Genomic DNA, 17988 nt, shown 5'->3' on the forward strand with positions numbered 1-17988 from the left:
GCACTCGCGACCTGCGACGCAGTCGCCTGTCCGGGCGGTGTGATAAGCCGTACCGGACGGGAACGAGCGACGACGAGGGGGAGCGACGCGTGCTGATACTGCACCGTGCCGAGCGCACCGGCATCCTGGCGGATGCGCTGGCCGAGGTGCTCGCCGAGCCCCTCGACGATCCGTTCGCGCGGGAGGTCGTCGCGGTGCCCGCGCGCGGTGTCGAAAGATGGCTCACCCAGCGGTTGTCGGGAATGCTCGGTTCCTCCGCCGGCGACGGGGTGGCCGCCAACATCGACTTCCCGTCCCCGTCCCGCCTCGTCGACGAAGCGCTCGCCGCGGCCTCCGGCATCACCGCCGACGACGATCCGTGGCATCCCTCCCGCATGTTGTGGTCGCTGCTCGGGGTGATCGACGAGTGCGTCGGCGAACCGTGGTGCGCCACCCTCGCGCGGCATCTCGGTCACGGCGCCGGCGACCACCGGGCCGGACGCCGGTACGCCACCGCAGCGCATCTCACCGGCCTTCTCCGCAGTTACGGACTCCAGCGCCCCGGGATGATCTCCCAGTGGGCGGCGGGGAACGACACCGACGGCACGGGTGCGCCTCTCGACGACCATCTGCGTTGGCAAGCCGAGCTGTGGCGACGGCTGCGCGCCCGCATCGGCGTCGACAGCCCGTCGCAGCGACTCGACGAACTGTGCGGCCGGCTGCGAGACGACCCCGACGTCGTCGACCTGCCCGAACGACTCTCGATGTTCGGTCCCACCCGCCTCGACACCGTCCTCGTCGAGGTGCTGACCGCGCTCGGGCACCACCGCGACGTGCACATCTGGCTTCCGCATCCGAGCCCGGTGATGTGGGACGGACTGACCCGGCGTCCGGAGTCGATGCGTCGCGCCGACGACCACAGCGCTCTCGGGGTGCAGCACCCGCTGCTGGCCGCGCTCGGCCGCGACGTGCGCGAACTTCAGAGCCGGCTCTCCGGCCTCGAGTGCACCGACCTTCCGCATCCCTCACCCCGGCCGCCGGCGACGCTCCTCGGCCGGTTGCAGGCCGATCTCCGCGACGACCGCGCCCCCGCACACGGATCGGCCGCGCCCGACGGGACCGTGATGATCCATGCCTGCCACGGCCCCACCCGGCAGGTCGAGGTGCTCCGCGAGTGCCTGCTGCACCTGTTCCGCGACGACCCCACGCTCGAACCGCGCGACGTCGTCGTCATGTGCCCCGACGTCGAGACGTACGCGCCGCTCGTCCACGCCGCCTTCGGTGCCGGAGTCGGTGAGCATCCCGGCCACACGCTGCGGGTCCGTCTCGCCGATCGTGGCCTGCGCCGCACCGATCCGGTGCTTGCGGTGGTGTCCGAACTGCTCGCGCTCGCCGACGGCCGGGTCACCGCCAGCGAGGTCCTCGATCTCGCCGCCTCCGCCCCGGTGCGCCGCAAGTTCGGATTCGACGACGACGAACTCGAACGCCTGCAGGAGTGGACCACCGAGACCGGTGCCCGTTGGGGTCTCGGCCCGTGGCAGCGCAAGAGCTTCGGTCTCGGCGACTTCATGCAGAACACCTTCGGGGCGGCACTCGACCGCATCCTTCTCGGTGTCGCCGCCGACGGAGCGGACGGGGAGTGGCTGTCGCTGTCACTGCCCCTCGACGACGTCGACAGCAACGACATCGACCTCGCCGGTCGGTTCGCCGAGTTCATCGACCGGCTGACGGTGGTGCTGCTCCGGCTGCGCGGCCCGCACCCGGCGGGGCGGTGGTCGGACGAACTCGGTTACGGCATCGACCTGCTCGCCGACGTTCCCGCCGCCGACGCATGGCAGCTCACCCGCGCGCGTCGCGAGATCGGCGAGGCCGTCGAGCATGCCGGCGACACGCAGTTGTCCCTGAGCGACGTCCGGTCCATGCTCTCCTCCCGGCTCGCCGGGCGTCCGTCGCGCTCGAACTTCCGTACCGGCGAACTGACCGTGTGCACGATGGTGCCGATGCGCTCGGTGCCCCATCGCGTGGTGGTTCTCCTCGGTCTCGACGACGACGTCTTCCCTCGCACGGCCCACATCGACGGCGACGATGTCCTGACCCAGAATCCCTGTGTGGGAGAGCGTGATCCGCGCAGCGAGGACCGGCAGCTGCTGCTCGACGCGCTGATGGCCGCGGAGGAGCGTGTGCTGTTGTTCCACACCGGCGCCGACGCCGTCACCGGAGCACTGCGCCCACCGGCGATTCCGCTCACCGAGGTGCGCGACGTGGTGTCGACGATGACGGGAGTCGACGTCGACGACGAGCGCATCGTGCGGCGACATCCCCTGCAGCCCTTCGATCCGCGCAATTTCCGGGCCGACGACCCGTTCGGGTTCGGTGTCACCGCACTCGCGGGAGCCCGTGCCGGACAAGGAGTTTCGGTGGAGCGCGACCGGTCGGGTGCGCTCCTCGTCGACGACCTTCCGGCCCCGGCACGCACCGATGTCGATCTCGACGAACTCGTTTCCTTCCTGACACATCCGACGCAGGGATTCCTCCGGCAGCGACTCGGTCTGCGGATCCCCGACACCGACGAGGGCATCGCCGACGCACTCGACGTCGAACTCGACGGTCTCGCTCAGTGGCAACTGGGCGACCGCATGCTCGAAGCGCGATTGGCGGGCATGTCCGCGGGTGCCTTCCAGGACGCGGAATGGCGTCGCGGCACGCTCCCGCCGTTCGCGCTCGGCCGCAGGACCCTCGACGCGGTGAGCGACAACGTCGACCGCCTCGTGCACGCCTGCGCCGGTGTGCACACCGGGCAGGCCCGCACCGTCGACATCCGCGTCGATCTCGGCGACGGTCGTCGGCTCACCGGCACCGTCGGAGGTGTACACGGCGAGGTACTGGCCCGCAGCACCTATTCCAAGCTGTCCCCGAAACACCGGCTTGAAGCATGGATCCGGTTGCTCGCCGTCGTCGCCTCGGGTCATCCCGGACAGTGGCGTGCGGTGACCACCGGGCGCAGCCGTTCGCGCTCGTATCCGGCCTGGCGCTCGACCCTTCTGGCTCCCGCCGATCCCGTCGCGCTGCTCGCCGCACTCGTCGATCTGCGCGATCGTGGACTGTGCCGGCCGCTGCCGCTCGTGACGGGCGCGTCGGCCGAGTACGCCGATCGCCGCCACCGCGGTGATTCCGTGGAGATGGCACTGTCGGCCGCCGGGAAGGCGTTCGGTGGCGCGTTCGGCGACGGCAAGGACCGTCACGTGCAGTATCTGTACGGGCCCGACGTCACGTTCGGGCAGCTCACCGCCGACGCACCGGAGGGTGTCGAGGCCGGCTGGTTCGACGACCCCACCCGTTTCGGTGTGCTCGCCCGACGGTTGTGGGAACCCCTGCTCGCCTCCGAGAACCAGGGACGCCCGTGAGAGAAGGACGCAGCGTGCCCGATACCGCCATCACCGATCCGCGCGCCGCGGGCGGTCCGCCGCCGGCAGGCTTCGATCTGCTCGGCCGGCTCCCGAGCGGCACCACCGTTCTCGAGGCCAGCGCGGGAACGGGGAAGACGTACGCGATCGTCGGGCTCGCCACCCGGTTCGTCGCCGAAGGGCGCGCCCACCTGTCGGATCTGCTGCTCGTCACCTTCAGCCGGGCTGCGACGCAGGAACTGCGCGAACGTACCCGGAACCGGTTCGCGCAGGTCGCCACCGCCCTCGCCGATCCCGAGAGTGCGCGGGCGAGCACCGACATGCTCGTCCGTCATCTCGCGAGCGAGGACGTCGACGCGCGGCGGGCCCGCCTACGACAGGCGTTGTCCGACTTCGACTCCGGCACCATTTCCACCACGCACGGCTTCTGCCGCCGCATGCTCGACGAACTCGGGATCGCCGGTGAACGCGAACCCGACGTCACGGTCGTCGAGGACGTCGACGACCTGCGGGTGGAGGTCGTCGACGATCTCTACCTGCGGCGCTACGGCAGGGGACAGGCCCCCATCACCTACGCCGAGGCGGCCGTCGCCGCGAAGGAGGCGATCTTCGACCCGCAGGCCGAACTCGCACCGAACGACGCCGACGGCACCGCGGCAGGCGAGCGTGTGGAATTCGCGCGTGCGGTCCGCGAGGAGGTAGAACGGCGCAAGCGCCGGCTCGGACTGCGCGACTTCGACGACCAGTTGTCCCTACTGCACGCGGTGCTCGGCGATCCGGAGCACGGCGACGCCGCCTGCCGGCGGATGCGTGCGCGCTTCTCCGTCGTCCTCGTCGACGAGTTCCAGGACACCGACCCCAAGCAGTGGGAGATCCTGCGCCGGGCGTTCCACGGGCACAGCACGCTCGTGCTCGTCGGCGACCCGAAACAGGCGATCTACGCCTTCCGCGGCGCGGAGGTGCTCAGCTATCTCGACGCCGTCTCCGAATCCGACACCTACTGCGAGCTGACCACCAATTGGCGCAGCGACGGCGATCTCGTCCGGGCGCTCGAACACGTCCATCTCGGTGCGGCTCTCGGTGATCCCCGCATCGTGGTGAACCCGGTGAAGGCGGCAGCCGCCGATTCCCGGCTCTCGGGTATCGCGCCCCTGCGGGTGCGTCACCTGCCCCGCGCCGGTGCCGGTCCGCTCAACGACTGGGGTTTCCCGCAGAACCTCGACGGCTTACGTGGGCGGGTCGCTCGCGACGTGGCGGCCGACATCGTGCGCCTGCTCGACGACGAGAACGTCACCGTCGACCTCGGTTCCGGGCCCGAGCGTGTGCAACCCGGGCACATCGCGGTCCTCGTGCGCAAACACAAACAGGTGACGCTCGTCCACGACGCGCTGACGAAGGCGAACGTGCCGTGCGTGGTCGCCGGGGGCACGAGTGTGTTCGCCACACCGTCCGCACAGCACTGGCTGTGGGTTCTCTATGCGCTCGAGCAGCCCCATCGCGCCGATCGCGTCCGGCTCGCCGCGCTCACCCCGTTGCTCGGCCGCACGATGACCGACATCGATTCGGAGGGCGAAGCGCTGGTCGTGGAGGTCGGCGGACTGCTCCGCGAACTGAACGACGTCTACGCCCGCACCGGCTTCGCCGCCGTCTTCGAACGCCTCGCGTCCTTCGGTTCGGTCGAGGCCCGCCTCCTCGATCAGCCGTCCGGGGAACGCACCCTCACAGACATCCGGCACGTCGCACAGTTGCTCGAGGACGTCGCCTCGGCACAGTCGCTGGGGCTGGCGGCACTCACCCGCTGGCTCGAGGATCGCATCAACGACCCCGACCGAGGTGGAGCCGACCGGATCCGGCGCCTCGACAGCGACGCCGCGGCGGTCCAGATCCTCACCGTGCACGGCAGCAAGGGACTCGAATTCCCCGTCGTCCACGTCCCGTACGGGTGGGATGCCGCGAAGAACCCCGAGCCCGACAAGCTGCTGCTGCACGAGTACGGCCGACGCATCCTCGATGTGGGCGGCAAGAGCGGTCCCGGTTATGTCGCGCGGCGGCGTCAGCACGAACTCGAGGAGGCGGGAGAGGAACTGCGCCTGCTGTACGTGGCGGTGACGCGCGCGCAGTGTGCGCTCACTCTCTGGTGGGCGCCGTCCACCCCCACCTCGCGGTCTCCGCTGCACCGGTTGCTGTTCGCCCGCGATCCCGGTTCGGCAGAGGTCTCCGCGGAAGGCCGGATCGGCCACGACGAGGCCATGGCCGAGGAATTCGACCGGTGGGCCGCGCGCGCCGACGGGGTCATCGCCGCCGAAGCGGTCGGGCCGCACCCGATTCCGGTGTTGCGCTGGACCCGCCCCCGCGTGGAGACCGGCCCACTCGCCGCCGCGCGCTTCGATCGGGTCGTCGACGAGAACTGGCGCAGGACCTCCTATTCGGCGCTCACCGCCTCGGTGCACGATGCGCCCGTGGTGAGCGGTGAGGTGGAGGAACCGGTGACGACCGACGAGCCTGCCGAGCCTCCGCTGAGCGCACCGGAAGCGGCGCGCGAAGGCATTCCGTCACCGATGAACGGACTGCCCGGCGGCACGATCTTCGGCACGCTGGTGCACGCCGTCCTCGAGGTCGTCGACACCTCCGCCGCCGACCTCGAGGCCGAACTGCTCGACTGCTGCCACGAGACGGTGCGACGCCAGATGTCGCCGATAGACCCCGTCCAGCTCGCGGCGGCGTTGCTCCCGGTGATGCGCACCCCGCTCGGGCCACTCGGCCGGACCCTCGCCGACTTCACGCCGTCCGACCGGCTCTCCGAACTCGACTTCGAGTTGCCGCTCACTGGAGGCGACAGCCCGGTGCCCGTCACCGTCACCCTCGACGCGGTCGGTGGGTTGCTGCGCCGGCACCTGCCCGCCGACGATCCGATGGCGACCTACGCCGATCTGGTGCGCACCCTCGAGTCCGTGCCGCTGCGGGGTTACCTCAACGGCAGTATCGACGCCGTGCTGCGCACCGACGGTCCGCGATTCGTCGTCGTCGACTACAAGACCAACCGGCTCGCGCCCGTCGACGAACTGACCACCGCCCACTACACCCGCGAGTCGATGGCGGCGGAGATGCTCCGCGCGCACTATCCGATGCAGGCTCTGCTCTATTCCGTTGCCCTGCACCGTTATCTGCGGTGGCGGATGCGCGACTACGACCCGCACGTCCACCTCGGTGGTGTGCAGTACCTGTTCGTCCGCGGCATGGCCGGACCGGACAGTCCACCCGGCAGTGGCGTGTTCGACTGGCATCCGCCGGCCGATCTCGTCACCGACCTGTCCGACCTCCTCGCCGGAAAGGCCATGATTTCGTGATCGAGTCCATGACCGACGTTCGGATCGCCCAGCGCGGCAAGGGCGCTCTGCGGCAGTTCAACGAGGTGGGCGCACTCTCCGCCGCCGACGTGCACGTCGCCCTGCGACTCGCGGCGCTCGGCGGCGAGGACGACCCGCACGTGCATCTCGCCACCGCGCTGGCGGTGCGTGCCGTGCGATCCGGGTCGGTGTGCCTCGACCTCACCCGTTTCCGCGAGGTCACGGTCGACGAGGACGCGGACGGCCATCCCGTCGTCGACCCCGCGAGCCTGCCGTGGCCTCGCGACGAGGACGTGCTCGCGGCGCTGCGTCGCAGCCCCCTCGTGGTCGGTGGCGACCGCGGACCTCTGCGTCCGCTGCGTCTCGTCGATACCGCGGAAGGTCCGCTGCTGTATCTCGACCGGTACTTCCGGCAGGAGCAGACGATCCGCCGGGTGCTCGCCGAGCGCACGGCGACGTTCCCCGACCTCGACGAGGAGCGCATCGCGGCGACACTCGACGAGCTGTTCCACCATCCCGAGGATCCCTCCCGGCCCGCGCCGGCACCCGATCGTCAGCGCGTCGCGGCGGCACTCGCCGCCACCCGACCGACCACGGTGATCGCGGGCGGGCCGGGCACCGGCAAGACCCACACCGTGGCGCGGATCCTCGCGCTGCTCACCCGCCTGTACGGACACGAACTGCGCATCGGCCTGGCCGCTCCCACCGGCAAGGCCGCTGCGCGCCTCCAGGAATCGGTGCGCGAGCAGGAGACCGAGCTGGGTCTGCCGCCGAATCTCACCGCCATGACCGTGCACCGGATGCTCGGCTGGCAGCGCGGCCGCACCCGCTTCCGCTACCACGCGGGCAACCACCTGCCGTACGACGTGATCGTCGTCGACGAGACGTCGATGGTGTCGCTGACGATGATGTGCCGCCTGCTCGAGGCGGTGCGGCCCGACACCCGGCTCGTCCTCGTGGGCGACCCCGACCAGCTCGCCTCGGTCGACGCCGGTGCGGTGCTTGCCGACCTCGTGGGGCGCCCGGTCAGCGGCACCCTCGATCCGGTCTTCGAACGGGTCGTCGCCCGCGATGTGGCGGCCGCCGACGACCCCGCCGAGGCGGCCTTCACTCCGGCCCAACGCGCCCGGCTCGGTGGCGGTGTCGTGCGGCTGAGTCGCGGCCGCCGCTTCGGTGGTGCGATCGCCGAGCTGGCGGTGGCCGTCCGTAAGGGCGCCGGCGACGAGGTGCTCGACATCCTGCGCAGGGGCGACCCGGAGGTCTCGTTCGTGGCCCCCTCCGACCTCGACGCCCTGCGCGACGACATCGTCCGCTCCGCCGCCGAGGTCACCAAGTCCGCCGAGACGGGGGACGTCGAGACGGCGCTGAAGCGGTTCGAGGAACATCGGTTGCTGTGCGCGCACCGCGACGGCCCGGCCGGCGTGCAGTGGTGGGCGCGGCAGGCCGCCGAGTGGATCGGGGAGGCCGCGGGGCAGCGACTCGATCCCGAGAGCTGGTATCCGGGCCGGCCGTTGCTCGTCACCGCGAACGACCATGACATGCAGATCTACAACGGCGACACCGGCGTGGTCGTGCGGCGCGGCGACGAACTCGTCGCGGCGTTCGCACGCGGCGAGACGCCGTTCGAACTGCGCCCGAGTCAGCTCCCGGCGGTGAGCACCGTCTACGCGATGACGATCCACCGCAGCCAGGGCAGTCAGTACGGCACCGTCTCGGTGGTGCTGCCCGATTCGGGATCGGCGCTGCTCACCCGCGAACTGCTGTACACCGCGATCACGCGTGCGCGGTCGCACGTGCGGATCATCGGGACCGAGGATGCGGTACGCGCGGGCGTGGCACGGCAGGTGCTCCGAGCGAGTGGGCTGCGGCGGGAGATCCGCGTGTAGCCGGTCCGTCTCCGCACCCGTATCGAGTGAGGACGAGGCCCGATCCCGTCGACCCATCGTCGCAACACTGTCTCCGTCGGCGAACCGGACGTGGCATGCTCGAGATGGCGCGCACGACAGACGACGAACGAGCCGAGCGATGGACTGGTTGGACGCGGACGGGTACACGATCGGGCGGCTGCTGGTCACCCGTGGACTCGCGGTGCTGTACGCCGTGGCTTTCCTCGCGGCCCTGCTGCAGTTCCGGGCGCTGATCGGCGAACGCGGCATCCTTCCCGCCCCGCGCTTCCTGGCGCTCACATCGTTCCGGCAGTCGCCGAGCCTGTTCCACTGGAGATACTCCGACGCTCTGTTCACCGCGGTTGCCGCGGTGGGTCTCGTGTTGTCGGTGGTGACGGTGCTCGGTGTCACCGAGCAGTTGCCGCTCGTGGTCTGCATGCTCGTGTGGATCGTGATGTGGCTGCTGTACCTGTCGATCGTCAACGTCGGCCAGGTCTGGTACTCGTTCGGCTGGGAGTCGCTGCTGCTCGAGGGCGGTGTGCTCGCGATCTTCCTGGGCAACGCCGATACCGCGCCCCCGCTGCTCGTGCTGATCCTGCTGCGCTGGTTGCTGTTTCGCCTGGAGTTCGGTGCCGGACTGATCAAGATGCGTGGCGACCGGTGCTGGCGCGATCTGACGTGCCTGTACTACCACCACGAAACCCAGCCGATGCCCGGCCCGCTCAGCCGCTACTTCCACCTGATCCCGCGGCCGCTGCACAAGGTGGAGGTGGCGGGTAACCACTTCACCCAGCTCGTCGTGCCGTTCGGATTGTTCCTGCCGCAACCGGTCGCCGGGATCGCCGCACTGATCATGATCGTCACGCAGTTGTGGCTGGTGACGAGCGGCAATTTCGCGTGGCTCAACTGGATCACCATCGTCATCGCGCTGTCGGTGGTGCCCGACAGCTTCTACGGGTTGCTGATCGACTCCACCACGACCTACGGTCCGACACCGATCGCGTTCACCGTCGCCGTGGTGGCGCTGACCGTGCTGGTCGCGGTGCTCAGCTACTGGCCGGTGTCGAATCTGATGTCGCATCGGCAGGCGATGAACGCCTCGTTCAACAAGTGGCACTTCGTGAACACCTACGGCGCGTTCGGCACCGTCACACGCACCCGGCGGGAAGTGATCGTCGAAGGCACCACCGATGCGGTGGTGACACCGGCGACGGAGTGGCGCGAGTACGAGTTCAAGGGCAAACCGGGCGACGTGTATCGCAGGCCTCGTCAGTACGCGCCGTACCACCTGCGTCTGGACTGGTTGATGTGGTTCGCGGGGATCTCGCGCGACTACGCCGCGGGGTGGTTCCCGCGGTTCGCGGGAAAACTGCTGGAGAACGATCCGGCCACCGTGAAGTTGCTCCGGCACAACCCGTTCCCGGACGAACCGCCCCGTCTGGTGCGGGCCCGCCTGTTCCGCTACCGCTTCGCCACGCGCGCCGAACGACGCGCGACGCGCCAGTGGTGGATGCGGGACGAGATCGGCGATTTCATGATGCCGATGGCGCGGGACGACCTGCCCTGACCGCGCTCCTTGATCGCCGATGCGGTCACCACACCTCGCCACCGGTCTCCGACACGGTGAAGCCATGGGTGTCCGTCTCGCACGTGACAGCGGTCTTCTCGTCGACGGTGCACGTGAACGGATCAACGGTGAGAGTGCTGCCGTGGGGCAGCGTATTCGGGGCACCTCCGAGATCCGTGAACGCGATGTCGCCGATGCTGACCCACTCTCCGGGGCCGTCCCCTTCGAGCATCAGGGCGTTCGCGGGCACCAGCACGTCGGGCGCGCCGCTGCCGGGGACCCGGGGTGCACTCGCCGGCATCGTGCCCTGGCAGCCCGTCAGGGGGGCGGTGTGGACGAGGATGGCGCATCCGAACTGCCCGCCCGGCGAGGCGAAGTAGTACACGCCCTCGCTGGTCGCCGCGTAGTCGTCGGGGTCGACCGGCTTCGGTGCGGCCGTGGTGGTCGCGGTCGTGGTCGGCGCCGACGAGGTCGCCGTGGTGCTCGACGGCTCGGGGGGTGCTTCGGATGCGGTGGCCTCACCCTCCACGCTGCGCGAACACCCTGCCGCGACGAGTGCCGCACCCGCGACGACGACGAAGCTGACGAGGCGTGCGCGGCGACTGATCATGCGGGGCAGCATAGCGAGCGTCGGGATCGACGCAAGTTCCGCTCCGATCGACTCGGAGGCGGTGGCTTCGATCGGCTCAGAGCCGGCGCGTCACCCGAGCAGGTACGCCCGTCGCCACGACGTTCGGCGGCAGGTCGCGGGTGACCACCGCGCCGGCTCCCACGACCGTGTTCTCGCCGATCGTGACGCCCGGTCCGACGATTGCGCCACCGCCGAGCCACACGTTGTCGCCGATCGTGATGGGTTGCGCCGATTCCCACTTCGCGCGGCGGAGATCGGGATCGAGGGGATGAGTGGGCGTGAGGAGTTGCACGTTCGGGCCGATCTGCACGTCCGAGCCGATCGTGATCGGCGCGACGTCGAGCATGATCGCGCCGAAGTTGACGAATGTCCCGTCCCCCACGGTGATCCGATACCCGTAGTCCACCTGCAGTGGCGGCCGGATCTCCACGTCGTCACCGATCGAGTCGAACAACTCCTCGAGGAGTGCGCGACGCGCATCCGTATCCGCTGCACTCGACGCGTTGTACTTCTCGGTCAGCAGCGCTGCCCGCAGCGCGTCGGCGGCGAGTTCGGGGTCGTCGGCGATGTAGAGTTCGCCGGCCAGCATCCGTTCCTTCTGCTCGCCCACTGAGGATCCTTCCGTCGCCGGGTCAGTCGCCCACTCGCTCTCCGGTGTCGACGTGGAACAGGTGCACCGTACCTTCGCGCTTGCGCAGGTGCACGGTGTCGGCGAGGCGTGCGGGGGTGCGGACGAGGGCCCGCGCGACCACCTGATTGCCGGTGCCGGGCACCCGCGTGTACAGGTACGACTCGCTGCCGAGTTCCTCGACGAGTTCGACGACGGCTTCGACGCCCTCGTCGGCGATCTCGAAGTCCTCCGGCCGGATCCCGGCGGTGACCTCCTCGATGCCTGCGGAGTGCAGTCGCGCGATGCGGTCGCGTTCGACGGGGATGACGGTGCTGCCCACGACGACTCCGTCGTCGACGACCTTCGCGCGGAGCAGGTTCATCGACGGTGAGCCGATGAAACCGGCGACGAACGCGTTGGCGGGACGGTCGTAGAGTTCGGTGGGGCTGGAGAACTGCTGCAGCACTCCGTTCTTCAGGACGGCGACGCGATCGCCCATCGTCATCGCCTCGACCTGGTCGTGGGTGACGTAGACGGTGGTGGTGCCGAGACGGCGTTGCAGCGCCGCGATCTCGGTGCGAGTCTGCACGCGCAGCTTCGCATCGAGGTTCGACAACGGCTCGTCCATGCAGAACACCTGTGGCTCGCGCACGATCGCGCGTCCCATCGCGACGCGCTGGCGCTGACCACCGGACAGCTTGGCGGGCTTGCGGTCGAGGAACTGGGTCAGGTCCAGGATCTTCGCCGCTTCCTCGACCTTGCGGCGACGCTCGTCCGCGCTCACACCGCGCATCTTCAGAGCGAAGCCCATGTTCTCGGCGACCGTCTTGTTCGGGTACAGCGCGTAGTTCTGGAAGACCATCGCGATGTCGCGGTCCTTCGACGGCACACCGGTCATGTCCTTGCCGCCGATGGAGATCGACCCCTCGTCGATGTCCTCGAGCCCGGCGAGCATGCGCAGCGCGGTGCTCTTGCCGGATCCGGACGGTCCGACGAGGACCACGAACTCACCGTTCTCGATGTCGAGGTTCAGCGAATCGACCGCGAAGGTGTCGGAGTTCTCGTAGATGCACGAGGCGTTGCGGTAGGTGATGTCGGCCATGATGGAAGTCCTTGCTGGTAAAAGGAATCGGGTCTACTTGATGGCGCCGAACGACAGGCCGCGCACGAGCTTGTTCTGGGCGAGCCAGCCCGCGAGCACGACGGGCAGCGCCGCCATCGTCGCGGCGGCGGACAGCCGGGCCCAGTACAGGCCCTCACCGGTGATGAAGCCGACGAGGAAGACGGGAATTGTCTGCGCCTGAACAGCGGTCAGGTTGACGGCGAAGAAGAACTCGTTCCACGAGAAGATCACGCAGATCAGGGCGGTCGCAGCGATGCCGGGGGAGACGAGCGGCAGGATCAGCTCGCGCACCGCCGTCCACAGGCTCGCGCCGTCCATGCTCGCCGCCTCGAGCAGCTCGCCCGGGACCTCGAGGAAGAACGACCGCATCATCCACACCGCGATGGGCAGGTTCATCGCCGTGTACAGGATGATCAGGGCCCAGATGTTGTCGAGCAGGCCGACGTTCGCGACGATCACGTACAGCGGGATGATCGCCGCGACGATGGGCAGCATCTTCGTGCTGATGAAGAAGAACAGCACGTCCTTGGTCTTCTTCACCGGCCGCAGCGACAGCGCGAAGGCCGCCGGCACGCCGAGCAGCAGGACCAGTACCGTCGAGACGATCGTGGCGAAGGCCGAGTTGAGCAGGGCCGTGCCCACTCCGGTCTCGAACACCGCCCGGAACTGGTCGAGGGTGGGGGTGAAGAAGAACTTCGGTGGGTCGGAGTAGGCGTCGGCCTCCTGCTTGAAGGCGGTGAGCACCATCCAGAAGACCGGGAAGAAGAATCCGATGGCGGCGATCCACGCGACCACACCCCAGGGATTGAACTTGCGGTTCTTGCGCTTCCGGGCCGTGCGCATGACACGGCCGGTGGGTGCCGTGGTGTCCGAAGCCTGCGGCTGCGTGGCCGTGGTGCTCATGCCGCTTCCTCCTTGCCGGTGAACGATGTGAAGATCAGGCGCAGCGCGAAGGTGGCGATGACGATCGTGCCGATGACGACCACGACACCCATTGCCGCGGCCTGGCCGATGTCGAAGCCGAGGAACGCGCGCTGGTAGATGTAGAACGGCAGGTTGGAGCTGGCCGTGCCGGGTCCGCCCTGGGTCATCATGTAGATCGCGTCGAACGTGTTCACCAGGTAGATCGCGCCGAGAACGGTGCCGAGTTCGATGAACCGGCGCAGATGCGGCAGCGTCAGTTCGCGGAACAGTGCGAAGGCTCCGGCGCCGTCGACGCGGCCGGCCTCGAGGATGTCGCGGGGCATCGACTGCAGGCCGGCGAGGATGAGCAGCATCATGAACGGCGTCCACTGCCACACCAGCGCGACCATCACGGCCGGGAGCGGGAACCGGCTGATCCAGTCCACCTCTCCCAATCCGAAGGGGGAGAGAACGAAGTTGACGATGCCGAAAACGGGATCGAACATCGACGTCTTCCAGATCAGTGCACTGGCGACCGGGGTGACGAGGAACGGCGTGATGAGCAGGGTCCGTGCGATACCGCGGCCGAGGAACGCCCGGTCGAGCAGGAGCGCAAGAAGCAGCCCGAGTATCACGGAGATCAGGACCGTGCCGACGATGAGGATCACCGTGTTCAGGGTGACCTGCCAGAACTGGCTGTCCTGGAAGACGTCGACGTAGTTCTGGAGTCCGACGAACCGGCGGGAGCCGGGGCTGACGAGGTTCCAGGACTGGGTCGAGTAGTACAGCGTGAACAGGAACGGGATCTGTGTGACAACGATCGTGAAGATCAGGGCCGGGAGCAGGGGGCCGCGCCGGCGCCATCCCTCGGCGCGGGAGATCTGCTCCTCCTTCGCTTCCCGTACGGCGCGGATGCGCTCGTCGGCGTCCGGTGCGGGACGCTGCGCTGCAGGTGCGGTCATGACGTCTTCTCCCGGTAGGTCGCGCCGACGGCCTCGGCGTACTTCTGTGCCTGGTCGAGGGCGTCCTCGACGCTCTGCCGTCCGGCGATGGCGGCGCTGATCTGCTGGCTGACCCGGGTGCCGAGATCCTGGAACTCGGGGATGGCCACGAACTGGATGCCCGTGTACGGGACGGGGTCGACCGTGGGGTTCTGCTGGTCGGCTCCCTCGATGGATTCGAGGGTGATCGGGCCGTAGGCCGCGGCGGCCTCGACGTATTCGGGGATCTCGTAGGTCGACAGTCGGCTGCCCGGCGGCACCCGCTCCCAGCCGAGTTGCTCGCCGACGGTGCGCAGGTACTGCTGGTCGGTCATCCACGAGATGAACTTCCAGGCGTCCTCGGTGTGTTCGCTGCTCGCGGGGATGCCGAGCGACCAGGTGTAGAGCCAGCCCGAGGGGTCCTTCTCCTGGACGGGCGCGGCCGCGTAGCCGATCTTCCCGACGACGTTGCTCGACGCGGGATCCTCGAGGGTCGAGACGGCGGAGGTGGAGTCGTACCACATGGCGACCCGGCCCTGCGCGAGTTGCGTGGCGCACTCGCTGAATCCGCTCGTCGCGGCACCGGGCTGACCGTACTCGCGGACGAGGTCGACATAGAACTGCACCGCTTCGCGTACCTCGGGACTGTTCAGCTGTGCGTTCCAGTTCTCGTCGAACCACCGTCCGCCGAAGGTGTTGATGACGGTGTCGAGCGGTGCGAGCAGCTCACCCCAGCCGGGCTTGCCGCGAAGGCAGATGCCGTTGATGTCGGGGCTGTCGAGTTGCGCTGCGGCCTCGGCGACCTCGGTCCAGGTCGGCGGGTCGGACAGCGTGATGCCGGCCTGTTCGAACAGGTCCTTGCGATACATGAGGAACGACGATTCGCCGTAGAAGGGCACCGAGTACAGATCGCCCTCGTACGAGAGTGCTTCGCGCAGCGAGGGAATGATGTCGTCGGCGTCGTAGCCGTCGGTCTGCTCGATGTACGGTGACAGATTCGTGAGCCAGCCGTACTCCGCCCACTGGGGAGTCTCGTAGTTGCTGATCATCACGACGTCGAACTCGCCACCGCCCATCGCCGTGGACGCGGTGATCTTGGCGCGGGCCTGGTTCTCGGAGAGGGTGACGAACTTCAGGTCGATCTCCGGGTTCTCGGCCTCGAACTGCGACGCGAGTTGCTGTGCGTCCTGCATCTGGGAGTTCGACACCATCGCGATGGTGACGGTGCGGCCGGACGTACCGATTGATCCTGCACCGGCACAACCGGTCAGTGCGACGCTCAGGGCCACGGCTCCTGCCGCGGCCGCGCGGATGGATCTTCTTGCTGTAGGCACGATGGTCTACCTCATTTCGGTGGTGCCTCGTCCTTCGGGGTGCCGTTCTCGAGGGCGTTGGTCGGGATGGTCGAGCAGGTACTGGGCGCACGCGATGTCGCAGACGAGCATGTTCGCGAGACCGCCTCGGAGAGCACCGAGTACAGCGCGGTGCTTGGACTGTCCGCCGGTGACGAGAATCGTGGCGGGGCAGTCGCGGACGTCGTCGAGAGGTACCGACATCGTGCGGCTTTCGAGTTCGCCGTGCACGGCGGTGCCGTCGGCACGGAAGAACCGGCCGCCGATCTCACCGACCGCACCGAGGCCGTCGAGTTCGTGGAGCATCGTGGTGTCGAGGAAGCTGCCCTCGAACAGGGTGGTCGAGGTCGACACGGCGCCCACACCGAAGATCATCGCCTCCGCGCGGCGCCCGACCTCGAGCGTGCGGGAGATCAACGAGTCGGCGCGCATCGACGCGACCGTGGACGGATCGGCGTACAGCGGTGTGGGAAGCCGGAGCGGTTGCGCCCGAAGCTGTTCGGCGCAGCGGCCGAGGACGAACTCGGTGCCGGTCTGGTAGGCGCTCGTGGAGAGGGAGCCGTCGAGTTGGACGATCGTGGCGCAACTGGCGACACCCGACGGGATGGCCTGTGCCACGGCGACGGTCTCCGGACCCCACGTGAATCCGAGGGTGTCGGAGGGGCGGAGACGGCGGGTGAGCAGGCCGGCGGCGGCGCGCCCGAGGGCGGTGAAGCTTGCGGAGTCCTCGATCGGACCCGCGTCGTCGACCCGGCGCCCGACCACCACGGCCTCGACGAGTCCGTAGCGCTCCTCGAGTGCCCGTTCGGTCTCGGCGTGCAGGTCGTCGCGCCAGGCGGGTGGCACGGTGACCTCGATGCGCACCAGGCCCTGGGCGCGAGCGCGCGCGACGAGCCGGCCGGCGGTGGGACGGGAGACGCCGAGACGCTGCGCCACCTCGGCCTGCGTGAGTCCGTCGAGGTAGTAGAGCGTCGCGGCCCGCACGGCGAGACGGAGATCATCGGTGGATACCGGGCTCTCCGTGTCCGGGATGTTGGTGGGGCCGGGGGCGGTCACGAGCTCTCCTTGGTGTGAGCAGTATTCGGACGCTTCGTGAGCATCTGCTCAGGGGTGCGTGCATCTGCTCAGTACGTTAGCATCACAGTGTGACCCACACAACAGTTCGCCCGCCGCTCCCGGACACGATGCGTGCCGCCGTACTTCTCGAACCGGGCCGCATCGAGATGCAGGAAAGGCCACTACCTGCACCGGAGTCCGGCGACGTCCTCGTCCGGGTGACCACCGTAGGGGTGTGCGGTTCGGACGCGCACTACTACCGCGAAGGGCGGATCGGCGAGTTCGTCGTGACCGATCCGATCGTGCTCGGCCACGAGGCGTCCGGGGTCGTGGTCGCGGTCGGGGACGGTGTTCCGCAGAGCCGGATCGGCGAGCGGGTCTCGATCGAGCCGCAGCGTCCCGACCCGCTCACCGAGGAGACGCGCCGCGGCGACTACAACCTGTGCCCGCACATGCGCTTCTACGCCACGCCGCCGGTCGACGGCGCGCTGTGCGAGTACGTCACCATCGGGGCGGCCTTCGCGCATCCCGTTCCGGACACCGTGTCCGACGATGCCGCCGCTCTGTGCGAGCCGCTGTCGGTCGGTATCGCGGCCGTCCGCAAGGCCCGCGTCACCGCCGGCTCCCGCGTTCTCGTCACCGGCGCCGGTCCCGTCGGCATCGTCGTCGCGCAGGTCGCGCGCGCCTTCGGTGCGGTCGAGGTCGTCGTCACCGACCTCGACGAACGGCGACGCGAGACCGCACTGTCGTTCGGGGCGAGCGCTGCGCTCGACCCCCGCGTCGACGACCCGTCGGCCCTGCGCGTCGACGCCTACATCGACGCGTCCGGCGCCCCCGCCGCCGTCGATTCGGGTATCCGCGCGGTCCGTCCCGGCGGCACCGTCGTCCTCGTCGGATCCGGCGCCGAGACGATGACCCTGCCGGTGCAGCTCGTCCAGAACCGCGAACTGATCCTGACCGGCGTGTTCCGCTACGCGAACACGTGGCCGACCGCGCTCGCACTCGTCGAATCGGGCCGGGTCGATCTCGACTCGATGGTCACCGCCCGGTTCCCCCTCGACAAGACCGCCGACGCGCTCGAATCCGATCGGACACCCGGAAACATCAAGGCCGTCGTGGACGTGACCGATCCGGCGGGAAAGGACTGAAG

The 17988-nt window shown here is 69.0% G+C and carries 12 protein-coding genes; 5 read left to right on the plus strand and 7 right to left on the minus strand.

Going from position 1 to position 17988, the window contains the following annotated elements; translation table 11 throughout:
- Positions 1–89 precede the first annotated feature (89 nt).
- From recC to BO226_RS02480, 4 genes are all read left to right on the plus strand, one after another.
- On the plus strand, positions 90–3383 hold the full coding sequence (gene recC, locus BO226_RS02465; RefSeq protein ID WP_033097262.1) for an exodeoxyribonuclease V subunit gamma: 3294 nt from the start codon (positions 90–92) through the stop codon (positions 3381–3383).
- Between the two features lie 14 nt (positions 3384–3397).
- On the plus strand, positions 3398–6730 hold the full coding sequence (locus tag BO226_RS02470) for a UvrD-helicase domain-containing protein (protein WP_019287995.1): 3333 nt from the start codon (positions 3398–3400) through the stop codon (positions 6728–6730).
- An 8-nt stretch (positions 6731–6738) separates the two neighbouring features.
- Positions 6739–8616: an exodeoxyribonuclease V subunit alpha gene (gene recD, locus BO226_RS02475; RefSeq protein WP_037215769.1), complete on the plus strand. Its 1878-nt coding sequence runs from the start codon at positions 6739–6741 to the stop codon at positions 8614–8616.
- A gap of 139 nt (positions 8617–8755) precedes the next feature.
- Positions 8756–10183 (plus strand): lipase maturation factor family protein, encoded by a 1428-nt coding sequence (locus tag BO226_RS02480; RefSeq protein WP_071934550.1) that lies wholly within the window; start codon positions 8756–8758, stop codon positions 10181–10183.
- A 25-nt stretch (positions 10184–10208) separates the two neighbouring features.
- On the opposite strand, the gene BO226_RS02485 is transcribed toward BO226_RS02480, so the two are convergent.
- The 7 genes from BO226_RS02485 to BO226_RS02515 form a co-directional block, all read right to left on the minus strand.
- Entirely contained in the window at positions 10209–10793 is a 585-nt protein-coding gene (locus BO226_RS02485) for a hypothetical protein (RefSeq protein ID WP_228044938.1), read from the minus strand.
- Positions 10794–10869: 76 nt separating this feature from the next.
- On the minus strand, positions 10870–11424 hold the full coding sequence (locus tag BO226_RS02490) for a sugar O-acetyltransferase (protein ID WP_033097265.1): 555 nt from the start codon (positions 11422–11424) through the stop codon (positions 10870–10872).
- Positions 11425–11446: 22 nt separating this feature from the next.
- Positions 11447–12526, minus strand: coding sequence for an ABC transporter ATP-binding protein (locus BO226_RS02495; protein WP_006550642.1), 1080 nt, complete (start codon positions 12524–12526; stop codon positions 11447–11449).
- 33 nt (positions 12527–12559) lie between these two features.
- Positions 12560–13450 carry a carbohydrate ABC transporter permease gene (locus BO226_RS02500; protein WP_006550641.1) on the minus strand — a complete coding sequence of 297 codons (891 nt, stop codon included), beginning with the start codon at positions 13448–13450 and terminating at the stop codon, positions 12560–12562.
- Complete coding sequence (locus BO226_RS02505) at positions 13447–14412, minus strand: carbohydrate ABC transporter permease (protein WP_006550640.1); 966 nt, start codon at positions 14410–14412, stop codon at positions 13447–13449. The genes BO226_RS02500 and BO226_RS02505 overlap by 4 nt, the downstream gene beginning before the upstream one ends.
- Positions 14409–15764, minus strand: a complete 1356-nt coding sequence (locus BO226_RS02510) for an ABC transporter substrate-binding protein (RefSeq protein ID WP_230826361.1) — start codon at positions 15762–15764, stop codon at positions 14409–14411. Before BO226_RS02510 ends, BO226_RS02505 begins: the two co-directional genes overlap by 4 nt.
- 6 nt (positions 15765–15770) lie before the next feature.
- The gene (locus BO226_RS02515) at positions 15771–16838 is read right to left on the minus strand and encodes a sugar-binding transcriptional regulator (RefSeq protein ID WP_071934551.1); all 1068 of its coding nucleotides are present in this window, start codon (positions 16836–16838) and stop codon (positions 15771–15773) included.
- 128 nt (positions 16839–16966) lie between these two features.
- On the opposite strand from BO226_RS02515, the gene BO226_RS02520 reads away from it, so the two are divergent.
- Positions 16967–17986: an NAD(P)-dependent alcohol dehydrogenase gene (locus tag BO226_RS02520; protein WP_071934552.1), complete on the plus strand. Its 1020-nt coding sequence runs from the start codon at positions 16967–16969 to the stop codon at positions 17984–17986.
- Positions 17987–17988 lie beyond the last annotated feature (2 nt).

It is taken from the genome of Rhodococcus sp. 2G (assembly GCF_001886355.1).
Taxonomy (GTDB): domain Bacteria; phylum Actinomycetota; class Actinomycetes; order Mycobacteriales; family Mycobacteriaceae; genus Rhodococcus; species Rhodococcus pyridinivorans.